At 54.4% G+C, this 23,259-nt stretch carries 13 protein-coding genes and 5 pseudogenes; 2 read left to right on the top strand and 16 right to left on the bottom strand.

All coding sequences use genetic code 11. The features are described from left to right. Positions 1-95 precede the first annotated feature (95 nt). The 3 genes and pseudogenes from ACJHYD_RS23975 to ACJHYD_RS23965 form a co-directional block, all read right to left on the bottom strand. Positions 96-332, bottom strand: a pseudogene (locus ACJHYD_RS23975) (hypothetical protein); the annotation flags it as partial. Between the two features lie 20 nt (positions 333-352). After that, on the bottom strand, positions 353-1,147 hold the full coding sequence (locus tag ACJHYD_RS23970) for an aminoglycoside O-phosphotransferase APH(3')-IIa (protein WP_000572405.1): 795 nt from the start codon (positions 1,145-1,147) through the stop codon (positions 353-355). Between the two features lie 28 nt (positions 1,148-1,175). Then, a pseudogene (locus ACJHYD_RS23965) lies at positions 1,176-2,606 on the bottom strand (IS4-like element IS50R family transposase). Positions 2,607-2,725: 119 nt separating this feature from the next. On the opposite strand from ACJHYD_RS23965, the gene ACJHYD_RS23960 reads away from it, so the two are divergent. Both ACJHYD_RS23960 and ACJHYD_RS23955 read left to right on the top strand, forming a co-directional pair. Then, on the top strand, positions 2,726-2,914 hold the full coding sequence (locus ACJHYD_RS23960; RefSeq protein WP_000957857.1) for a hypothetical protein: 189 nt from the start codon (positions 2,726-2,728) through the stop codon (positions 2,912-2,914). Positions 2,915-2,923: 9 nt separating this feature from the next. Beyond that, positions 2,924-4,123 carry an IS91 family transposase gene (locus tag ACJHYD_RS23955; protein WP_000948429.1) on the top strand — a complete coding sequence of 400 codons (1,200 nt, stop codon included), beginning with the start codon at positions 2,924-2,926 and terminating at the stop codon, positions 4,121-4,123. Positions 4,124-4,290: 167 nt separating this feature from the next. Here the strand turns inward: ACJHYD_RS23955 and ACJHYD_RS23950 are convergent. The 13 genes and pseudogenes from ACJHYD_RS23950 to ACJHYD_RS23890 all read right to left on the bottom strand — a co-directional run. After that, positions 4,291-4,740, bottom strand: a pseudogene (locus ACJHYD_RS23950) (histidine phosphatase family protein); the annotation flags it as partial. A 938-nt stretch (positions 4,741-5,678) separates the two neighbouring features. Beyond that, a complete protein-coding gene (gene repA / locus ACJHYD_RS23945) occupies positions 5,679-6,536 on the bottom strand; it encodes an incFII family plasmid replication initiator RepA (RefSeq protein ID WP_065800511.1) in 858 nt (285 codons plus the stop codon). Beyond that, positions 6,529-6,603 (bottom strand): RepA leader peptide Tap, encoded by a 75-nt coding sequence (gene tap, locus ACJHYD_RS23940; RefSeq protein WP_001365705.1) that lies wholly within the window; start codon positions 6,601-6,603, stop codon positions 6,529-6,531. The genes repA (ACJHYD_RS23945) and tap overlap by 8 nt, the downstream gene beginning before the upstream one ends. 234 nt (positions 6,604-6,837) lie before the next feature. Then, positions 6,838-7,098 (bottom strand): replication regulatory protein RepA, encoded by a 261-nt coding sequence (gene repA, locus ACJHYD_RS23935; protein ID WP_000078108.1) that lies wholly within the window; start codon positions 7,096-7,098, stop codon positions 6,838-6,840. A gap of 239 nt (positions 7,099-7,337) precedes the next feature. Next, positions 7,338-7,462: pseudogene (locus tag ACJHYD_RS23930) on the bottom strand (hypothetical protein); the annotation flags it as partial. 577 nt (positions 7,463-8,039) lie between these two features. Further along, the gene (locus ACJHYD_RS23925; RefSeq protein ID WP_053320759.1) at positions 8,040-10,895 is read right to left on the bottom strand and encodes a TrlF family AAA-like ATPase; all 2,856 of its coding nucleotides are present in this window, start codon (positions 10,893-10,895) and stop codon (positions 8,040-8,042) included. 64 nt (positions 10,896-10,959) lie between these two features. Then, positions 10,960-12,993 (bottom strand): N-6 DNA methylase, encoded by a 2,034-nt coding sequence (locus ACJHYD_RS23920; protein WP_000887497.1) that lies wholly within the window; start codon positions 12,991-12,993, stop codon positions 10,960-10,962. 45 nt (positions 12,994-13,038) lie between these two features. Next, the gene (locus ACJHYD_RS23915; RefSeq protein WP_053320758.1) at positions 13,039-15,588 is read right to left on the bottom strand and encodes a DEAD/DEAH box helicase family protein; all 2,550 of its coding nucleotides are present in this window, start codon (positions 15,586-15,588) and stop codon (positions 13,039-13,041) included. Between the two features lie 285 nt (positions 15,589-15,873). Continuing rightward, positions 15,874-16,086: an ANR family transcriptional regulator gene (locus ACJHYD_RS23910; RefSeq protein WP_001299730.1), complete on the bottom strand. Its 213-nt coding sequence runs from the start codon at positions 16,084-16,086 to the stop codon at positions 15,874-15,876. Positions 16,087-16,221: 135 nt separating this feature from the next. Next, positions 16,222-16,782: a fertility inhibition protein FinO gene (locus ACJHYD_RS23905; RefSeq protein WP_024184455.1), complete on the bottom strand. Its 561-nt coding sequence runs from the start codon at positions 16,780-16,782 to the stop codon at positions 16,222-16,224. A gap of 54 nt (positions 16,783-16,836) precedes the next feature. Then, complete coding sequence (gene traX / locus ACJHYD_RS23900; protein WP_000205704.1) at positions 16,837-17,580, bottom strand: conjugal transfer pilus acetylase TraX; 744 nt, start codon at positions 17,578-17,580, stop codon at positions 16,837-16,839. Positions 17,581-17,599: 19 nt separating this feature from the next. Next, entirely contained in the window at positions 17,600-22,870 is a 5,271-nt protein-coding gene (traI, locus tag ACJHYD_RS23895) for a conjugative transfer relaxase/helicase TraI (protein ID WP_053320757.1), read from the bottom strand. Then, positions 22,870-23,259 (bottom strand): annotated as a pseudogene (locus ACJHYD_RS23890) (conjugal transfer protein TraD); the annotation flags it as partial. The pseudogene ACJHYD_RS23890 and the gene traI, both read right to left, overlap by 1 nt.

Below are 23,259 nucleotides of genomic sequence, written 5' to 3'. Positions count from 1 at the left end.
ACAGAATGATGTCACGCTGAAAATGCCGGCCTTTGAATGGGTTCATGTGCAGCTCCATCAGCAAAAGGGGATGATAAGTTTATCACCACCGACTATTTGCAACAGTGCCGCCGGTAGAACTCCGCGAGGTCGTCCAGCCTCAGGCAGCAGCTGAACCAACTCGCGAGGGGATCGAGCCCGGGGTGGGCGAAGAACTCCAGCATGAGATCCCCGCGCTGGAGGATCATCCAGCCGGCGTCCCGGAAAACGATTCCGAAGCCCAACCTTTCATAGAAGGCGGCGGTGGAATCGAAATCTCGTGATGGCAGGTTGGGCGTCGCTTGGTCGGTCATTTCGAACCCCAGAGTCCCGCTCAGAAGAACTCGTCAAGAAGGCGATAGAAGGCGATGCGCTGCGAATCGGGAGCGGCGATACCGTAAAGCACGAGGAAGCGGTCAGCCCATTCGCCGCCAAGCTCTTCAGCAATATCACGGGTAGCCAACGCTATGTCCTGATAGCGGTCCGCCACACCCAGCCGGCCACAGTCGATGAATCCAGAAAAGCGGCCATTTTCCACCATGATATTCGGCAAGCAGGCATCGCCATGGGTCACGACGAGATCCTCGCCGTCGGGCATGCGCGCCTTGAGCCTGGCGAACAGTTCGGCTGGCGCGAGCCCCTGATGCTCTTCGTCCAGATCATCCTGATCGACAAGACCGGCTTCCATCCGAGTACGTGCTCGCTCGATGCGATGTTTCGCTTGGTGGTCGAATGGGCAGGTAGCCGGATCAAGCGTATGCAGCCGCCGCATTGCATCAGCCATGATGGATACTTTCTCGGCAGGAGCAAGGTGAGATGACAGGAGATCCTGCCCCGGCACTTCGCCCAATAGCAGCCAGTCCCTTCCCGCTTCAGTGACAACGTCGAGCACAGCTGCGCAAGGAACGCCCGTCGTGGCCAGCCACGATAGCCGCGCTGCCTCGTCCTGCAGTTCATTCAGGGCACCGGACAGGTCGGTCTTGACAAAAAGAACCGGGCGCCCCTGCGCTGACAGCCGGAACACGGCGGCATCAGAGCAGCCGATTGTCTGTTGTGCCCAGTCATAGCCGAATAGCCTCTCCACCCAAGCGGCCGGAGAACCTGCGTGCAATCCATCTTGTTCAATCATGCGAAACGATCCTCATCCTGTCTCTTGATCAGATCTTGATCCCCTGCGCCATCAGATCCTTGGCGGCAAGAAAGCCATCCAGTTTACTTTGCAGGGCTTCCCAACCTTACCAGAGGGCGCCCCAGCTGGCAATTCCGGTTCGCTTGCTGTCCATAAAACCGCCCAGTCTAGCTATCGCCATGTAAGCCCACTGCAAGCTACCTGCTTTCTCTTTGCGCTTGCGTTTTCCCTTGTCCAGATAGCCCAGTAGCTGACATTCATCCGGGGTCAGCACCGTTTCTGCGGACTGGCTTTCTACGTGTTCCGCTTCCTTTAGCAGCCCTTGCGCCCTGAGTGCTTGCGGCAGCGTGAAGCTTTCTCTGAGCTGTAACAGCCTGACCGCAACAAACGAGAGGATCGAGACCATCCGCTCCAGATTATCCGGCTCCTCCATGCGTTGCCTCTCGGCTCCTGCTCCGGTTTTCCATGCCTTATGGAACTCCTCGATCCGCCAGCGATGGGTATAAATGTCGATGACGCGCAAGGCTTGGGCTAGCGACTCGACCGGTTCGCTGGTCAGCAACAACCATTTCAACGGGGTCTCACCCTTGGGCGGGTTAATCTCCTCGGCCAGCACCGCGTTGAGCGTGATATTCCCCTGTTTTAGCGTGATGCGCCCACTGCGCAGGCTCAAGCTCGCCTTGCGGGCTGGTCGATTTTTACGTTTACCGCGTTTATCCACCACGCCCTTTTGCGGAATGCTGATCTGATAGCCACCCAACTCCGGTTGGTTCTTCAGATGGTCGTACAGATACAACCCAGACTCTACGTCCTTGCGTGGGTGCTTGGAGCGCACCACGAAGCGCTCGTTATGCGCCAGTTTGTCCTGCAGATAAGCATGAATATCGGCTTCGCGGTCACAGACCGCAATCACGTTGCTCATCATGCTGCCCATGCGTAACCGGCTAGTTGCGGCCGCTGCCAGCCATTTGCCACTCTCCTTTTCATCCGCATCGGCAGGGTCATCCGGGCGCATCCACCACTCCTGATGCAGTAATCCTACGGTGCGGAATGTGGTGGCCTCGAGCAAGAGAACGGAGTGAACCCACCATCCGCGGGATTTATCCTGAATAGAGCCCAGCTTGCCAAGCTCTTCGGCGACCTGGTGGCGATAACTCAAAGAGGTGGTGTCCTCAATGGCCAGCAGTTCGGGAAACTCCTGAGCCAACTTGACTGTTTGCATGGCGCCAGCCTTTCTGATCGCCTCGGCAGAAACGTTGGGATTGCGGATAAATCGGTAAGCGCCTTCCTGCATGGCTTCACTACCCTCTGATGAGATGGTTATTGATTTACCAGAATATTTTGCCAATTGGGCGGCGACGTTAACCAAGCGGGCAGTACGGCGAGGATCACCCAGCGCCGCCGAAGAGAACACAGATTTAGCCCAGTCGGCCGCACGATGAAGAGCAGAAGTTATCATGAACCACGGCAGCCTGGCGGCTGCAAATTGAAAACCGCCCCGGTTCGTCCTGTTGTTGCCGCACGCCCCGCAGAATATGTATGCTCTGAGGACCTGTTTTATTAAGGACTCATCCCCTTATGTTGACCCGCAAAAGTATCGATACAGTTCTGCTCTCTGTTGGTGCTGAGAAGCTCTCACAACGAGAATGGGACTGGATGAAAATGCTCAAACCCATGGACCCACCACCTGCGATGGTGACGACCTCCATCCTGAAGCGCCGTGGCGATACAGCAGCCCTTACCCTGCTACAGGATACCGGGGTTTAATCCATCCTCATGTTGTCCGGTTTTACTCCCCGCCCTCTGAAACGTCTGTTCACAGCCAACCAGTGCTGGACGTCCTTCCTGGATGCGGGCGGTCTGCGCGATATCGAGGTTGAAGCCGTCACCAAAATGCTGGCCTGCGGCACACGGATACTGGGTGTAAAAGAGTTCGGGTGTGATAACCCGGACTGTCAGCACGTAAAGTACCTGACCAACTCATGCGGCAGCCGTGCCTGCCCGTCCTGCGGAAAGAAGGCCACAGACCTGTGGACAGCAACACAGCTGAATCGTCTTCCTGACTGCGACTGGGTACATCTGGTCTTCACCCTGCCGGACACGCTGTGGCCGGTGTTCGAAAGCAACCGCTGGCTGCTGAATGACGTGTGCCGTCTGGCGGTGGAGAATCTGCTGTATGCCGCCCGAAAACGGGGGCTGGAACCCGGTATCTTCTGCGCCATCCACACGTATGGCCGTCGTCTCAACTGGCATCCGCATGTACATGTGTCTGTAACCTGTGGAGGTCTGAATAAGCATGGTCAGTGGAAAAAGCTGAGCTTCCTGAAAGACGCGATGCGTTCACGGTGGATGTGGAATATGCGGCAGCTGCTTCTGAAAGCGTGGTCAGAGGGGATGGCAATGCCGGAGTCGTTGTCACATATCACGACGGAATCACAGTGGAGAAGCCTGGTGCTGAAATCCGGCGGAAAATACTGGCATGTGTACATGTCGAAGAAGACAGCCGGAGGGCGGAATACGGCACGCTACCTGGGTCGTTATCTGAAGAAGCCACCAATAGCGGCTTCCCGACTGGCTCATTACAACGGAGGGGCAAGCCTGAGCTTCCGTTACCTGGACCACAAAACGGGAGAAACGGCGACGGAAACGCTGACACAGCGTGAGCTGGTCGCGAGGCTGAAACAGCACATCCCGGAGAAGTTTTTTAAGATGGTGAGGTACTTCGGGTTCCTTGCCAACCGTGTGTGTGGAGAGAAGCTGCCGCAGGTGTACCGTGCACTGGGGATGGATAAACCGGAACCAGTGGCGAAAGTGTGCTATGCACAAATGGTGAAACAGTTCCTGAGTCGTGACCCGTTCGAATGCGTGCTGTGTGGCTGCCGGATGGTATACCGCCGGGCCATTGCGGGGCTGAATGTATCAGGGCTGAAGAAAAACGCGCGGGATATCAGTCTACTGAGGTATATGCCGGCCTGACACAGGCTAAGTGTGCCCGGGAATCGGTGAAAGTATAAAAAACAGCCTGTTACGGTATAAAAATCGACCATACAGAGAGGGAAACCACCGGAGTGGTGGGAAAAGCAGAAAGGCTCACGTGGCATAAGGCGTGGACAATGGTATCGACTGGTTTTTCAATTTCCTATACGTGAACGGAAGACGTTCAGCATAATCCCCCGGAACAGCGTTTCCTCATTCAACGGGGCAAGGATAAAGATGGTCAGCAACGTCAGGATCACGTCAGGTATGGACTTATCGGCAAAAAGTTTCGTCATAAATGGCTCAGCAGGCAGAGCCAGCGCCTTACCGAGCAGAAATACACCGACATACACCACGGCCATCGCACCGACCAGCCACGGTACGCCAACGTTGCGCAGCTGACCAACGACCGGTAGCGGAGCTATCCAACGGCGGTATACCAGGAAAACACACAGCAGGTACATCAGAACAGTACCATGACTGAAGAACAAATAGTTTTTTCCTGATCCATAAAGCAGAACGGCCTGCTCCATGACAAATCTGGCTCCCCAACTAATGCCCCATGCAGCCAGCATAACCAGCATAAACTGCAGATATTGATTACGTGTTTGAATCATTGCATCGCCTGTAAATTTTTAACTTGTCCTATTTTTGTCATTACCACGTATATACACATGTATAACAATTCAGATATCGTTACCAGGATATGCCGCATCAGCGGCATGGAAGGCGGCACTCTGTTGTTTCATATGATACAGGAGTAAAACCGCCGAAGCCCGGCGTAAGCCGGTACTGATTGATAGATTTCACCTTACCCATCCCCAGCCCTGCCAGACCATACCCGCTTTCAGCCATGAGAGAGCTTCTGTGCGCGGTCGGAGTGGTCCCGACGAGGGTTTACCCGAAGTCGGGGCGTATCTCCGCGTTAGCGGGCCGTGAGGGCCGCTTACGAGCGCGTACTGAGAACTTCCAGCGAGAAGACTGACAGCGATGAAGATGTAGTTACAACATTCATAATTAAAAGCGACTCTGTTCCGGCCCTTTGGGCCGGGGCGGGGCCGCTTTTCAGTTATGAGGGAGGGGCTTTGTGGTTTCGGTTCTGCGCTGGACCGGGGTTTTTCTGGAGGTTGTTTTTGTGTGTTGTAACTAAAGTGACTCCGGTAGGGGCCCGCCGCTTGCGGTGGGAGGTGCATATCTGTCTGTCCACAGGACAGGCAGTGAACAGGTTTTCTTTTTAAATGAATGTAATTAAGTAGTTTAAAGGAGATATAAACAGGTGTTTAAAAGATATATTGCACCCTGTAAGGCTGGCGGATGGCGCTTTATGACATGAACGGTTGTAACCTTATGGGGAAGTCCCTTGCAGTTATATGTGGATAAGCAAAATTACCTGTCTGTGAGGCGTGTTTTGTATCAAAAACAGGGGGGACCGGATGCACCAGAAGGTGGATGGTGAGGTTGTTTTTTGTATGCGGTGCTGATTTTTTGTGCACTGACGGACTTCAGGCGTGCGAATGCCTCCGGCGCGGGCCGGATTATTCAGAAGAGGTCACTTTCAGGGGGAAGCTGTGGCCAGCCGGCTGTAATTACGGTTACGTGACAGAATCATGCGCTCCTTCACACGACGCTCCACTTCGCGTTTTACCGCCTCACCATTAGCAGTGAAGCGCCCTTCCGAGATTTCACGTGTCAGCTGCCGTTTCACCAGGGTGACGATATCCTGACGTTCCCTGCCCACATCACGACGCGCACGGGCACGTTTTATTCCACGGGACTTAAGCTCTGTCTGGTAACTGCGGAAACGCTCACGCACAAAACGCCAGGCTTTCGCTATCAGTTCATCCATACCCAGTGCATCCAGTCCCTGCTTCTTGCGCTGTCTGTTTTCCCATTCCACACGACTGCGGCGTGCGGAAGCCACCGCCACCTCAGACACATCGAGAGCGGCAAACAGTGCCGGTGTGAACGTGATGTCGGTCGGAATGTAGCACCCGATAAGCGGGTCATATTCCGTCTGGTAGGTAATCAACCCCAGCTCTGACAGGAACGTCAGGGCACGGGTGGCACGAGTGATGGAGAGTTTTCCTGCACCGGACTCTGTCGCCAGTCCGCACTCAATGGCCAGCGTGGTGATGGAACACTGGACGCGGTTGGCCAGCGGATCATAGTGAAAACAGAGCCCCTGCAGCAGCGCATCAATGGCCCGGCGACGCAGTACCGGTGGCATGCGCCGACGCAGACCACGCGAACGGGCATGCGCCACATGAATGGCGAAATCAAAACGGGAGGTGAAGCCCACCGCCTTTTCCATCAGTTTTTCGCAGAACTTCAGCGTTCCGGCACCTTTACGGGGTGTAAACACCGGATTCGGGTTCTTTACCTGGCGGTAATACGTTTGTTGAAGATCAGTCACACCATCCTGCACTTACAATGCGCAGAAGGAGTGAGCACAGAAAGAAGTCTTGAACTTTTCCGGGCATATAACTATACTCCCCGCATAGCTGAATTGTTGGCTATACGGTTTTTAGATGGCCCCGGTAATCTTTCTCACTCGCCAAAGTTAAAGAAGATTATCGGGGTTTTCACTTTTCTGGCTCCTGTAAATCCACATCAGAACCAGTTCCCTGCCACCTTACGGCGTGGCCAGCCACAAAATTCCTTAAACGATCAGTAATCTAGCATCCGCAATTCAAATGTTCAAGAAAGTAACTTAGTTACCTTCTATTCGCATCATCCATCGCAGCTTTTTCTTTCAAAATCCAGTGCTCTATCATTTCTTTTTGAGTTAAGCCCGAATCTTTACAAAGCTGTGTCAAATCATCTTTGAGCTCACTCTGGATGAAAACATTAATCGCTTTATGTGTCCCCTTTTTCCGGGAAACAGATATGCGTTGTTTCTCGGCTCCGGTTAACGGATTACCTTTTCTGTAAATGCGTTTCGGTGAGGAAGTTACTGCATTTTCGATCTGCGACATCCCGCCTCCTCAATACTTAAACAGGGATCGTTTCGCAGAGGATACTACAGTTTTTTGAAATCAGCGACTTAAGAATTGTGACGAAAATCTGTGTTGGCGCACAAATCAACGGGGATTACTGTCGTTTAATGTGATTTAAACTGTGAAATAGTATGGTTTTCAGTTATGGAAACGCCGGGAGCGGGGAAAACTTGCTTTTTCCCGTTTCCGGGGTTGGACAACTGAGCAACGCGAAGGCGTCAGCTACGATGTTCCGATGACTGCTGAGCCCCCCTGTTGTATTCAGCGACTCTCCGGTCATATACAGCAGTTTTCTGGCATTGTGGCTTCTGAGCAACGGAATACCAGCCTGCCTCAGAACCTCTTACTGGGGAGGGATGCCGGAACTACTAAAATTTTCGGTATAGCGGATTTGTCAATTTTTAAGGCATATTTGGCATGTGCTGACGTGGTCGTGAGTGAGAATTGCTCTGTACCAACTATGTGATACGTTACGAGCTGTGATTTTCGCTCTAAAAAGATATTTCTTTGCTGCACGATTAACGGGGGCCTTATGTACAAGTGCTGCCCCCTAAAATTCCAGGGCTACAGAAATTTCGGCGATTCCAGCGCAAAACCACAAAATAAACTATCTCACAACCCTGACCAGTTATTTCTCAAGCTACTGCTGCTATAAACCCGATGGCAACAGAGTCAAATTCCCTACGGAAGCAATTTCGACATCATTCACTGTTTGAGCGCTATGCTAGTCATGAAAGTTTCTGACAAGCTGACTACTACCTCACACAGCTGAAAATTGCCAACTAGGATTAGATTATTCTCGAAAATCTCAATCTAATAGCTCATTGTCTCACCATCTTTCTATCTACAGAATTAACAAAAGCTCATACATTTAGTAGTTACCAATATTTTCAATGAAACAATGTAAATTATCAGTCATCTCAAACATGTAAGACATCTTTTCCCAAGCGCTGGTAACGCCGTTCAAATGCATCTTCGCCGCCTTCCATCACCTGGCAGACTTCACGGCGCATGGTCTGATCCTGCAAAGAGCCGATTTGCTTCACATGGCACTGGTGATTGAAGTCCAGTACATGAATAAACTCTGCGTCACCATTGACTACGATGTTGGGGTTGTGGGTCACGATAACGAGTTGACGACGCAATTTATTGCTGCGGATCTGCTGTACAACCAATCCGTAGATCAAGTGGTTATCCAAGTCATCTTCTGGCTGGTCGAGCACCAGTGGCTCATTGCCATGCGCCAACAGGAAGGCCAGCATGGCCGCTGCCCGCTGCCCAGCGGACGCCTGACCGATGGACTGAAAGTCCCGCCCGTCCCCCTTACGGCTGTACTCCACCTGCAAACCGTCTTCGGGGAACCAACACAGAATGTGATCGATAAATTCCGGGCGCTTGCCAGCTTCCGCTTTCAAGAATTTATTGAACCAGTGACCAAACTCCGCCTGCCCGCGACAGGCTTGTGACAGGCGCTTCTTTTGCGCCAGTAACGCCTGCTCGAAAGCTACCGTATCCCATATGCCCGACTGCTCGACCAGCTCAACCGTGCCCAGCAGATTGGCCACGAGCCCTTTTGGGGATGCTCCCTCTAGCTCTTGATACAGGTCGTCCACATACTTGCCTTCAGCAGCCCCAAGCACCTCCCGCAAGGAGCGCTCAATACCATGCGCGTCCCGACTGTACGGGATCAGCTCAATGCGCACAAAGGGATTGCCTTGCAGCGTTGCTCGCAGAAATGCGCTCCGTTGGGCGCTGATGGTGCGGCGGGCGGATTGCACCTGTTCCAGCAACGACTTGGCCTTTTCACGCAACTCGGTGTGCTGCTTCTGCAAGCCTTGCAGCTTCTTCAGCTCAGTTTCTAAACGCTGCTTTTCTTTCACCAAGCGCCCGTACTCGCTGGGGTCGCTGACACCTTGTTGCTGCAAGTCGGCCTTGAGCAACTCGTAAGCTGTCTTGGCCGCGCCGATCCGTGCAAACCAAGGCGAAGCCTCCATTTCACCTCTCAGGACTTGCCCACACTCCTGCAACATGTTTGCCACGCGCTCGACTTCCTGCCGAGCTTTGATGATAGCAGCGTGCAGCGCTTGGACAATACCCAGTGCAGGGCCATCCTCGGTGGTATCGAACAAGCCTTCCGGCAAGTCTTCCACCAACAGATCGTCGGCAAGCGTTTTCAAATGAGTTGCCAATTCGACGGAGGCTTCAAACTGACGTTCCAGTTCGCGGCTTTGCTGGTTGGTGCGCTGATAGTTCTTCAGCAAAGCAGCATGATCGGCGACCTCGAAGCGAGCCAGCTTACGCTGAATGTCTTGCAGTGCAAGCGTCAACGCCTCACGCTCTTGCAGTTTACCGTCCAACTCGCGCATCTGCGCCCGTGCAACCAAGAAGGCGCGCTTAGCCTCCTCGAAAGCAGCTTGCTGCGACTGCGTACCTGCAGCATCGTCAATCACCTTGAGCAGCGCCTGTTGGCTGTCACCAGCCAGCGCGGCGATCTGCCCTTGGCTGAATAAACGCACCGGAAAGCGTTGCTCGGTGACGCTCTGACTGACCGAAGGCTTGAAACTACCCGTATCGGCATCCCATTCCTCCACCGCGTGGCCCTGACCATCCTGCCGCCAGATCAGGCGATAGGGTATGCCATCACGCTGCACTTGCACACAGAAGCTTGTTTCCGCTCGTAGTCCACCTTCGTCATTGCGGCTCTTGGCAACCTGATTGAAACGCTTGAAGGTCTGTCCAGCTTCTGAACTGAGCAACAACTCCTTCTCACGGCGATAGGCCAAGCGCAAGGCATGCACGACGGTTGATTTTCCGGTCCCACGACCACCGATCAAAGCATTGAAGTAAGGGTTGAGAGACAAGCTGGCAAACGTTTTGCCCCGCCCCATGTAACGCGCGTCGCGGATTTCTATCGATTCGATGAAATGCTCGGGCGTATTGAACGGCACAAAGTCATTGCTTTCATCACTGCGCCGAACAGAGACATCCTGCCCATCCAGCAACGCAAGACGCAATCCTTCTAGGCTAGGTCGGGCCATCTTGATCCAGGTGTAGCGAGAACCGGGAACAGCAGCACCTTTGAAGCTATGGCAATCGCTGCCCACCACGCTGGCAAATCGAAGTTTCAGTTCGTCCAACACCATAGGCTTAGGACTGGTGGAGGTCGTCCATTCTAGTGCTAGAATCCCGGCCTCATTCATAATCTGTCTGACCGTGTTGGTATCCATCAGGCATTTGCGTGTACCGGGTTCAACCTGCAGCAGACCTTTGTCGGCATCTACATGTGCTGGAATGGCAAGGCCACCCGCCGCTAGAATGCGCTCAACCACTTGGGCTGCACCGATTCGGGTGACACTATCACTGTCGCCGCGCGTACCTTGGTAATCCACCTGCGCCAACAGGTCGCTGATGGTTTGACTGTTGGCAGAGGGGTCGAAGATCGCTAGCAGATGAAAGCCACCTTGCACCGAGATCTCCACACCGGGGAATAAGTGCAACTCGCGGAAGCCGTCAGGCGGTGTGCCAGCATCGGCCTCTCGCTTCATCTGCGCATAAGCAGCCTTGAGCAAGTCGATCCACTCACCGGTGTTATGATCGGTGACGGCCACGCAATCGATCTCGGCGGCCATGAACTTGAGTAACCATTTCTGTGGTTTCAGCTCATCTGGCGTGCCGATAGCGGCCTGCCAAGCGCCTGTATCCCTAGAGGCTGGAGTGTGGGTGTGGAAATCGAACTTCCACCAACGAGCGCCGGGGTAATGCCACGGTTTGCTCATGTTCTTCTCCTAATTGCGACCATTATTCCTCCGTCCTTATCCAAAACATAAAACGAGTAGCACATCATGAAAGGCTTATTGAAGGAGATGCCTCTCGAATAGCAAGCAGTCTTTCGATCTGCTTCTTAATATCGAAGACAATTTCTTCGGATGAGGTGATGCCAAAACTAATTTCTTCCCCAATAGCTTGCAACTTATCAGCAGCCTCTTTGGCTAAGATTCCTCGGACAATTCTTCGTTGTTCGTCAATTGTCGGCAAAGGAATGAGAATTTTCTTTATATCGTTCTGATTCAAAGTTACATTTGTGGCACCACACATCATTGGCACTAATAGTTCATCTTTGAACTTCGACAGATATTCGTGGACATATCTCATATCTACATGTTCTGGTTCTTTTGCTTCAAGGCAGCACATAGTATCTGCGAGAGCAAATTTTCCTTCCTGATAATGAAGGCGCTTAATGTCAGCTTTGCCGTGCCCAGATGAGGATACAAGCGGTATGCAGCTTGCTTTGAAATCAAAGGAGTAATCGGCTGATGTTTTTCTGTCAGCAGCAGGAACCACAAGTGGAAAATCTCCGGGCGGAGAACTCATGTTTGAGTGCATACCACGATGAATATTGCAAATCACGCCCAACTCTCTCGCACTGGGCATACGTTCCCAAAGCTCTCGAAATGTTCTCTCAAGCATGTACCACCGACCGACCAAGTGACATCCAACTGAAGCAAGAATGTGCTCTCTTTTGACTGTGATGAAATCTAGTTTTGAGGAGGGGATTGTGCTTTCCAGTTGATTACGCTTGAAATTATCAATTAACTCCAATGCTACTGGTAGATCGTTCTCGTCAACTGCTTGTCTAGTGTCTGTTTGTGTATACCCGTCAGCGCCTATGTTTATAAAAAGAACCTCGTCGGTTCTTTTGGCTATCTGCTTGTCGATGATCAAGATGTGAGTTTTAACGCTAGCGTATGGCTTGAATACACCATGAGGCAATTCAACGACTGCGATTAGAGATTTTTCTTGAATCAATCGCTTTCGCATCTCAACGTATGCGGATTGACCAACAAAAACGATGCCTTCAGGTACAACCACTCCGGCTTTCCCTATTGGTGACAAGTGTTCAGAGATGTAGTCAAGGAAAAGTAGTTCTGCTCGTTTTGACCGCAGGCTAAATTTTTTATGGGGCTTAATGCCCCCCTTAGGCGTCATAAAAGGCGGGTTGGCCAAGATTGTGTCATAAGTCTCTTGCCAGTGCTCTTCTTGAGTTAAAGAGTCATACTCTTCAATCAATGGGGAGCGGAATCCGTGCAAATAAAGATTTACTAGTGAAATCCTTACCATATCCGGCGAAATATCAAAGCCTCTAATGTTCTCATGAATTCTTTGGCGCTCTATCGGGGTCAGAAGACTCCCGCTGTAGTGCATTGGACTTTCAATTGAAGTTTCAGCGACTGAGGCGCCATGCCGTAACTGCCAGCTATTTCGCTCTTCGCTTGGCGTGTTCTCTCTCAGGATGTGTTTGTAGGCCGAAATCAGGAACCCAGCGGTGCCACAAGCCGGGTCCAAAACCCTGTCACTCTTTTGGGGCCCAACAGCTCGAACCACGAAATCAATGATGTGTCGCGGCGTACGGAATTGGCCCGCATCGCCTTGACTACCCAGCACTGATAGTAGGTATTCGAAAGCATCGCCTAGTCTCTCTGAATGGTCGTAGGAGAAGTTATCAATCTCCTTCAAAAACGCCTTAAGCGTTTCCGGATCACGGTACGGCAGATATGCATTTTTGAATATGTCGCGGAACAGCGCGGGCAGGTGCGTGTTCTCTGTCATCTTGCCAATAGCCTCGGAGTAAAGGTTCAGCGTGTCTTGGCCCCCCATGCTGGGCGCCAGCAATTTGCTCCAACTAAACTTCTCGAAGCCATTGACGAAGAAGCTGCGCTTGCCACCGAACTCTTCGGACTGGGTATCCATGTCATCCATAAATTTGTAGATCAGCGCGATGGTGATCTGCTCGACCTGACTCTTTGGGTCGGGGACCTTGCCGACAAGAATGTCACGGCAGGAGTCAATTCGGCGTTTGGTATCGGTATCCAGCATAGTATTGTTCTTCTCGTTCGGCCACCTACGGTAGCCTTGAATAGCTTACATGAATTGGTTGAGCGAAACGTAGTCTTTGATGTACTCGGGAATGCCTTCGCGCCACTCGGGCGGCACAGCGCGCAAATCGCCCACGCCAAAGGCTGGGTTCACGTTCAGCTCTCCAAATCGCTTGTCGTCGATGATAGCGCGCAGAACAGCATCAGTGGAGTATGCCTTGAAAAAGTACTTCATTGCCAAGACAGCAGCGCCTTGGTCTTCGGTCAGCTTGCTCTGGTTGACAAGCAGGAACTGCTGGAATTCATCCTCCAGCAGTTCATCCTTACTCTTGAAGTAGGGGAGCAAACCGAAGATCTTTTGCAGGATTTCCCTTAGGCTCAGTCGTCGATCTACTCCGGCAGCACGGCGCAGCTTATCCAAGTTGAAGTATTCGTTGGGTCTGTCGAACAGTTGGCTGGTCACATAATCGATGGCCTGCTCCCACTGCTCGTTCTCAACCTGCTGCTGTAACGTCGGGTCGGCTTTGACCTGTTCCTCAAATTTCTCGAAGAACATCCTGTCAATCTTCATGCCTTCGTAGCCAATTTGCTGTTCGGTTACGTGGAAAATGGTATCGGCCCCCGTGTACTCATAGAGCCCTCCCATTGGTGATGGCAGAGCTTCACCCTGACCGTCTCCCTCACTGCTGCGCGTCGGCAACTGGAGCACTTCGTCATAGTCGAACTTTTCCTCGAAATATTCGCAGTTGGCAAAGAAATCGAAGAATTTGAAGCGGGATTTTTCTGGCTCGTTGATCAGTGGCTTTAAATTGTCATCGAGCAGTTGTTCAAGGAAGTTGTGCTTGCGCGTACCGCGCCCTTTGATCTGCACGAAATCGGACGGCGAGTACACCGGGCGCATCAATGCCAAGTTCAATATATCCGGGCAGTCGTACCCAGTGGTCATCATGCCCACTGTCACACACACTCTCGCCTTGCTAGTTTTGTACAGGGCATTGAAGTTAGCCGACCCCAGCAGATTGTTGTTGGTGAAATTGATGGTGTACTGCTGGGCATCGGATACGCTGGAAGTAACTTGTACTGCAAAGTCGGACTGGTACTTGCCAGGCCACAATATATCCGCAAGCTCGTTCAGGATTTGCGTGAGCCTAGCAGCATGGTTTTGGCTGACAGCGAATACCAAGCCCTTGCCAAACTCGCCGGTCACTGGATCACGCAAACCGTTCTTGATGAAGGTCTGGCAAAACAGCTCATTGGTTGCCTTGGAGAAGAACTTCTTCTCGAAATCCTTGAAAACGAATATATGTTCCTGTAGCCCGTCCTCGCCGACGGGAGCCATCACGGTATAGCCCTGCTCGGATAGCAGCTTGGTGGTGATGTCGGTTCGTGCATCGACTACCATAGGGTTAATCAGGAAGCCATCCTTGACGCCATCCAGTAGAGAATAACGGAAGGTCGGCTGCCCGGATTCGCAACCGAAGGTGCGGTAGGTGTCCAGCAGCAGGCGACGCTCCTGCTCACGCGGGTCGCGGGTGGTGGGCTTGCTCGCATCAAAGCTCTTGAGATAGTCACGCGGCGTTGCGGTTAAGCCTAGCTTGTAGCCGACAAAATACTCGAAGACGGCGCGAGCATTGCCGCCAATGGATCGATGGGCTTCATCGGAGATGACCAAGTCGAAGTCGGTGGGCGAGAACAGGCGCTTGTACTTGTTGTTGAACAGCAGCGACTGTACCGTGGTGACCACGATATCGGCCTTGCGCCAGTCATCACGACGCTCTTTGTAAATAACGGTGACATAGTCGTTCTTCAGATAGTCCTTGAACGCCTTCGCAGCTTGCTCCTCCAGCTCCAGTCGATCCACCAAGAACAGCACGCGGTGAGAATTGCCGGTGCGCAGGAACAATTTGATGACGGCAGCAGATGTCAGGGTCTTGCCAGTGCCGGTCGCCATTTCGAACAGGAAACGGGTCGAGCCATCAGCCACCATGTCTTGGATGGCATTGATTGCCTTCTTCTGATACTCCCGCAGGAAGCGCAGCTTGTTCTTGGCAATGAAAGCCGAGCGCTCGTTCTCATTGAGCCAACCCGCTTCCTTCTCGTATCCCGGCAACTGGGTCTGGACGATGTAGTCGCGTCCGACGACTTCGGTAATCAGGCGCCTCTGGTCAGGTTCGAACTTCTGATAGCTCTTGAGTGAGTCTGGAGTAGGGAAAACAGCGATAATATGCGGGTTGCCCTGTTGTAAATCCCAGAAATAGTGTAAATTACCGTTCGAGAGGATCACAAACCGACAGTCGAGCGACTTCGCGTATTTGCGCGCCTGCTCTTTGCCGACCAGCGGATTCTTGTCTTCGGATTTAGCCTCCAGCACCACTAGAGGGAAGTTTTTTTCGTCCAACAATAGGAAATCGATAAAGCCATTCTTGGTCGCTTCGAAGTTCTCACCCAATTCATTGATCTGGGTCTGACTGAGCTTGACGTTGAGCTCCAGAGTTACGTTGGCCTTGCCCTTAGCATCATCGAAAAAACGCCAACCAGCAGATTCCAGCAGTTTGTTGATTTTGATGCGCGCTTGCGCTTCCTTGGCATTCGCCATCCTCAGACCCCCCTTTTTGCTGCCCCGCCTTGAGAGTCTGGTTTCAGATCATGCGTACGAGCGTACTCCAGCACCAGAATTTCGATCATTGAGGCTACGGAACGATGTTCGCGATCTGCTGCTAAACGCAGAAGTTGCTTGATTTCTGTGGATGTACGGATGGATAGAGTTTCGTCCTTCAGGCGTGGCATAACAGTATCCTATATTAATGTATTGCCAATGTACTGCATTTTGCAACATTAATCTAGCGCTCATTACCTAGAGTAATGAAGGCTGCTTTTTTCGTTACACCCTTCCCCGGCAGCGCCGGTGGCAGTGTTCAGCCCTTTTCCGGGCAAACTGCTGCCAGTCTGTCCGGGGAGCTATGCAGGCAGCCCGTCGCCATGCTTCTGCCGCTTCCATCCAGCGTCCACTGACCTCCAGAATAACGGCCCGCCCGCCGGCACGCTGGTAACGCCAGACCTGACCGTTCCGTGAACTGTTTCTGAATCCATTCATTTTTCTGCTCCTCCCTTTTAGTCGTCAGTATTATTGTGGTAAATAATTCAGTGGACTGGCTTCCTTTCGGGTACGGAAGTTATTTCCTTTTAAGCCTTATTGTTTCAGCCTCCTCACTCTTTCGGGGAGGCCTTTTTATTTCTCATCAAGCACGGCCTGAAGTTCTGCCTTTATCCGGTTCTGGCGGCGGATTTTATCCAGACGCGCTGCCGCATACGCTTCCTCCTCCTGAGAAATATGCTCCGTCACATACCCTTCCGTGTCATACCGGCAGGCACCGGCTTTCATGGCACACAGATAGCTTTCTGAACGGGTGATGGCCTTCAGCGCCCTGCGCAGCTTTTTATGCGAGAGCGGGATATTCCGCTGCGCCACGTCTTCCAGTAACACGTCCCGGATACCGCAGGCCAGAAGCCGGGGCGTGTCACCGTCAAATAATCCCGGCCACCAGGGCTTCAGGGTATTCACGGCCTCATCCAGTGAGGGCAGGTTCAGATAAATGGACAGCGCCTGTCTGGCCTGCGCTTTTTTTGCCGCCAGCTCTGCTTCCCGGGCTGCTTTCTCCGCCAGCTTCTGCTTTTTCACCTTCCACTTTGGTGGCGTGGTGACATTGATGATGGTTTTCCGGCTGCGGACAGGCATCTCCCCTTCCGTTTTCCGCTTCAGTGTCAGTACCGGTCGCTTCTGCTCTGTCATGCTGTGTTCTGCCTCTGACGAATCATCCTCTTGCGGCCAAAGATACCACACCCGTCACAGCGCCAGAACGCCCAGCACAGCCAGATGACAGGCATAGAACGTCGGGAAAAAATCCCCGGGCCAGAAACGGGGTAATGATTTTCCTGCACACGACACCAGACCAACGGTCAGCACCGTCATAACAAGGCCGGCCACCGCCGCTGCATCACTGGTGGCAAGGTTAAGCGCCGGAATAACAGCCAGCAGGCATGCAACCAGCGCCAGACGTTCCGTTCTGTCTTCCGCCCGGTACAGCCGGTGGCTGACTGCCAGCATCAGCAGCCCGGCAATGCCGTAACTGGTGCCGGACAAAGGCCCCCACAGTGCCATCAGGAGAATGGCCGCTGCTGTACGCCACCCACTGCGCGTTTCACACCACGTCAGCACCTGTGCCGCCACTGCAAAGGCAAACAGGATATTCCCCTCATACCACGGAAAGCCTGCCAGATAATACGCGAACTGGGCAATAATTCCCCATCCCCACAGCCGGTTAATGGCCACCTGCCGGATATGCGCATGACGGGACAGATTCAGCCCCCACACCAGGGCAAACAGCGGAAAAGCACCGCGTCCGGCCAGAAACATCCATTCCTGCTTCAGCTGGAATATCAGATTGATGTGGTCCAGTACCATCAGCACCAGTGCCACCGTTTTGATGATATCCCGCTGTCCGGGTGACCAGACCAGCAACGACTGCAACCAGGTATCGGTCCGGGCAGCCAGTGAATCGTTACGTGTGTTCGTGTTATCCGTTGTCATCAGCGTTTGTCTTCCTGTATCAGTCTCCGCCCAGGGTTTTCTCTTTCTGCAGGTCACGAACCATATCCCGTTCCATCTGCTGAAGTCGTTCCTGCAGCAGATTTTCCCGGGCAACCTCCCGGACCGCTTCCCGCTCCCGTTGTGATTCACGCAGCACACTCTCCGGCAGCGCGGCTTCCCGTTCAGATATGGCAGACCGGTCACGCTCCTGCCCGGCAATCTCCCTGACAGCCTGCTCTGTTCTGCCATCCAGCAGGTCAGGTTTGTTCTCTGCCATTTTACGGACAATTTCATCTGCGCGGCGTACCGTTTCACGGCGGATGGCCTCTTCAGCCTGCCGCTGTGCCAGTACCTCTGCCGTGACCGGCTCGCCATTTCCGGCTCCCGGCTGGACGCTGTTGTCCGGGATATCCCCCCACACGCGGCCACCGGTGATGGCACCGGGATTCCACGGACGACCTTCACCGGCGATTCTCACCACCACACCGCTGTCGGGGTTATCACGGGCAATCCGGACACCATCCTGCATATTATCAGCCAGCAGGCTCTCTCCGTTACGGCTGCCCTGCAGGGCCACGAACTGCGCATCCCCGCTGCCTTTCACACGGCCTTCACCACTGAATCCCCGCAGCCCGTTTCCGTCATCCGTGGTCAGCGGGTTCAGCCAGATACCGGCAGACTTGCCGTTACGGTCAAACGCCGGCAGTGCCACATACGGCTGTGGATATTTACGTCCCGGAGCAATAAACCGTGCAGGAGTGTCTCCCCCGGCAAGCCCCGCCTGACGGAGAACGGCACGGCCTGCCGCCACGTCCCGCAGTTCCCGTGCCGTACTGAACAGCCGCTGCGCATTCATGACCTCCCGGTCCGGTTTCGGCTCCAGCACATCGTGGGCAGTTCCTTTCTGTACGGCATTGTTAATGGCATCCGTCCAGCCCTGACGGTTATCGGTGTACACCTGCACATGCTGCTTCATACGCGACAGGGCCACGTAGGCTGACTCAAAGCCGGCCATCTGTTTCCGGTTACCTTCCGTGCCTTCAAGCGCGATGGCAAAGGTTTCACTCGCCCCCTGCGCACCGTGGGCAGTGATGGCATAGGCCAGGTCAATATGTTGCTCTGCCCGCTCCTGACCGGGGCGAATCACCCGGGTCTGCTGTCCGTCCGACAGCGTGACACTGTCACCGGAAACCGCTGTCACCGTCCAGACGCTGTTGGCCACATAACCGCGCTCCCGGTCACTCTTCGTGAAGCGCATCCGGTCGCCGGTCCCCACCCGGATTTTGTCTGGTGTGTACAGTGTGACACCTTCAGCCACCGCCTCCCGGGGCGAAATCAGCCGCGTGTTACCTTCCGCATCCTGCAGGGTTATCAGCCCGTCATCCCTGCTGATACCGGCAATCCGGTGATACACATTATCCACCAGGGCAAGGGCATCCGGGTTTTTCTCCCAGGTGGAGAGACGACGCAGTTCTCCGTCACGTATATTCGCTGTGTTCAGGACAGGCACCATGACCTGCTCTTTTCCCAGCTCACCGGCCTTTTCCCGTGCATCATGAATCATGCTGTTCAGTACGCGCCGGTCCTCATTCAGGTGCGTGACAATCAGCGTCTGCTCCCGTGCTTCCGGTGTCCTGCCGGTATAGTCGCGGACAATGGCCTCATACAGTGTCATGGGGATATCCGGGAAAGCCTCGCCTTTCAGCATCGCCTTCTGCTGCGCTTCTGCCAGTTTCGCTTCCTGGCTGTGACTGAACTCCGTCACGGAGTGCTCCGGTGCCCATGCGCCCTCCAGACGTGGCACCTGAGACGGTTTCACACTCTCAAGCCCGGACAGTGCCCTTTCCACATCCCGGTTAATCAGGCTGTATACCGCCTCCCGCAGTTCCGGCGTCTGACGCACAATCTCCTTCATGATGGCCACATCGGCAGCACTGCGCGTCTGCTGGAGACGGAAAGGCTGACCGGGCGCGATGGCCTGCAGCTGGTCCGTGTCACCACTGGCCACGGCACGACCGCCACCGGCCGCAATCAGGGCGTATGCCCGTGCCATATCGGTATTGCCCACCATTGAGCTCTCATCGAGCAGGAACAGCGTGTTGCTGAAATCCGGCGTTTCTCCGCTGCGCTGCTGCAGCTGCGTGTCATGCAGAAAGGACGCCAGCGTCTGTGCATCCACGCCGGCGCTGCGCATCTCCCCGACCGCGCGGTGCGTGGGACCCAGCCCCACGACACGGGGACGCCCACTCTCCGGCAGCATGTTCACGGCTGACATCACCGCCCGGAACTGTGTGGTCTTCCCCACACCGGCATAGCCCTGCACCACCGTGAAACGGTCGGACGTTTCCAGTATCATGCGGGTGGCGGCGCGCTGTCCTGATGTCAGTTTCTCCATGAGTTCGCCAGGTACTCTCTCCATCAGCGGCGTGACCGCCTCCTTACCTTCGAGAATATGGCGAAGAATGCTTTTTTCAGCCTCATACGACGCACGGGAAACCAGCAGGCCTGTGCCATAGCCTTTTGCCACATCCACATACAGTAAATCACCGCGTTTTATCTGCGCATTGATTTCCCCTCCCAGGTCAGTAAAACTGGTTCCTTCTGCAGCAAACGACTTCGCCTCTGTCAGCAGGTCCACCATGCTGAAGGCCAGGTTTTTATTTTCCAGCACAGGAAGGGCCAGATGAATGGCCTGCTGTGCCGGCGTGTGAAGCCCTGCTTTCTGCAGACTGATAGCGGTTTCCAGCAATATCTCACCGGCCCGCGCCTTTATCTGCTCAGAAACCACCGTAAAGGAGGGATGGCGGGCAAGTTTTTCCGCAGTACGGGTTTCATCCAGCGATGAATACAGCCGGACATCACGACCGCTGCGGGCCAGACCGTTCAGGGTGGCGTTGTCCATTGCCATCTGTGTGACGGAGGCAAAAACCGTCGCACTGTCGCTGACGGAATGCCCGGGCGTTTCCACCCAGCCGTTCTCCAGCTTCAGTGCCGTGAACGGTGAATCAGCCACAGGCAGGGAGGCCGGTTCAGCACGTCCCGGCACAACAACCGTCATCGCATCTTCACTGACGGATGTCACCTGCAGGCGGTCACCGCCGGAGACGCGGAGTCCGGGAATTTTCCCTGTCACCCTCAGACGCTCGCCGTCTGCCACCGGCATTTTCTCCGGCCGGAACAGCGACCAGCTGCTGTCCAGAGAAGAAATACGCACCACCTGCGTTTCACCCTGCGCATCCCGCAGGGTCAGGCTGTGACTCTGCGCCGTCACCCGGTCTATCACATAGCGGTCATGACTGCGTGTCTCCGGGTTCCACTGCTCCATCACCATCCCCGGGCGGTACATATCCCGCAGGTAACGGCTCCGGCTGTCCAGCCAGACCGGTGACAGGGCGGTCATGGTTACCTCCGGGTGTCCGAGCACGCCCTGTGTTTTCAGCTCACTGCGAATGGCCTGTGTCAGTATGGCCTGTTCCCGTACTCCGCTGACCTGTGCCACGCTCTCTTCTCCGGCTTTCACGCTGGCCGCAAAATCTCCGGCCAGCCGGGCATAGCGGACATTACGGTCCGGTTCACTGATGATGGTGGCCGGTCGCTGTTCTCCCCCCTGCCAGCGATATGTGTTCACCCCGGCATCCTTCATGGCCATCAGCGCACTGCCTGTACCGGTTCGCTGCCCACTGTCGGTTATCAGGACCTGTACGTTATGACGTGCGGCACCGTCCAGCAGGGTTAATGTCTCTTTCAGGGAGAGTTTTTCGCCCTGGTCAACGATAACGGTACTGCCCGGCGTGAAAGCCATGCCTTCCAGCAGCTGACGACGTCCGGTTATCAGCTCACCGGACAGCCGTTCATCCTGCTTCAGGTTCATCTGCGAGCGACGGTCAGCAGCGATAATCTGCACTTCCCGCCCCTGCTCCCGGGCCATCATGACCAGTTCAGCCACCCGCTCACGCTGCCCGGCTGCACCGCCCTGCCCGGACACAATGGCCAGCGACGGACGGTCCTGTGCCAGAACACTGACCGCATCGCTGTAACCAGCCGTCCGGGGGACACTTTTCTCCGGATGTACGGTCACCCGGTTCTGTTTCATGATGTCACGACTGAGTGCCCGGACGGACAGCTCATCGAGCACATGAATTCCTGATGTGAACAGCCCCTTCTCACGATCGAGGGGGATAAGCTGCTCACGACTGATGGCCTCATCGATACCGGCGCGTGCCCGTTCAATCACACCATTTTCCGGCGGCAGTATACCGACCGTTCTGGCCAGCACGTCCGTGTACGTAAACTGCACTTTTCGTTCACTTAATCCGGCAATCGCCTGTGTCACCGCCTGCTGCACATCCGGCCCCTCCTGTGAAACAGCCCCGGGCGCCTGCGTGCGGGTCTCCGCACGCTGATCCGCCGCGTCACGATATGCCCGGATGTCGAACCCGGTTTCCTTCAGCGTCTGCATCCATTCAGCCATTCTGACTTCAGGATCGACGTGCTGTTTGGATTTTCGCGTATCCAGTGCCGCCACATCCCGGGATTTCAGCGAGGCATCTTCCCCGACGGCCTCCCGGATAGCCTGTGAGCGTCCGGAAAAGGCCTCCACCGGTACGCCCGGCATCTCCCACATACCGTGCTTACCCACCACTTCGGTTTCATAGCCCAGCGCCTCAACCTGCTCTTTCAGTTTTTCCCGGTAGAGCCTGCCAAAGGCAATCTGATTAGCGTACACATTCTCAATGAACCCCGTTTTCCCCACTTTGTCACTGCTCAGTGTCTTCCATTCGCCGTTATGCTGCGTGACATTAGCCACCACCGTATGCGTGTGTAGCTGTGGTTCCTGATCGCGACTGGTGTCGTGGTTAAACAGTGCCATCACCAGATTACCGGTCAGCACCGTTTCTGACTGTCCGTCCGTCATAACCCGTGTGGAGGCCAGCGCCTCCACCTGACGAACAGCAAAGTCCACGGCCTGGTTATGTGCATCAATCAGGCGCTTATCGCCACCTAACATGGCCATCATGGAGACACTTTTGGGGGCGGAGAAGGTCAGGTCGTAGCCGGGACGATGCTTATTACTGCCATCCTGCATGCGGCTTAGATCCGCTCCGTCCGGCAGCCTTCCCTCCAGAAGACGGGTAAAAACATCCTTATCGACACTGCCCTGCAGTCCCAGCTGTTCAGCCCCCCTGCCGGCCCAGCGTTCTCCCATGCTGCCCAGCACATAGTAATTATCCTTGTCGGTATAATAGTTACCGGCACTTCCGGCCGATCTGACCTGCGCGATACTCATCATCAGAAATCATCTCCCGGCTCAACATCCTCCCCACGCTCCCGGTGCACATTAATGTTCACCTCTTCACGACGCTGCATCTGCTGCTGGATGTCCGGATGATTTTCCTGTTGCCATGCCTCATAAGCGGCCATATCCACCACTTCACCGGATTTACTGATCCCGGGTGGCAGTTGCTGTTCCATCTCTTCTTCCGGTTTCATTTTCAGCTCCTGCTCGATCCCCCCTGCCGGAACATTCACACCTGAATCTGACTTCTTATCGTTGATGGCAGAAGACACCGGCTGTTGCGGCTGTTGCGGCTGTTGCGGCTGTTGCGGCTGTTGCGGCTGTTGCGGCTGTTGCGGCTGTTGCGGCTGTTGCGGCTGTTGCGGCTGTTGCGGCTGTTGCGG

Source organism: Escherichia sp. WS1368 (assembly GCF_046487485.1).
Lineage (GTDB): Bacteria > Pseudomonadota > Gammaproteobacteria > Enterobacterales > Enterobacteriaceae > Escherichia > Escherichia coli.
Note: the sequence above shows the minus strand (reverse complement) of the source record. Positions and strands in the feature narration are given on the sequence as shown.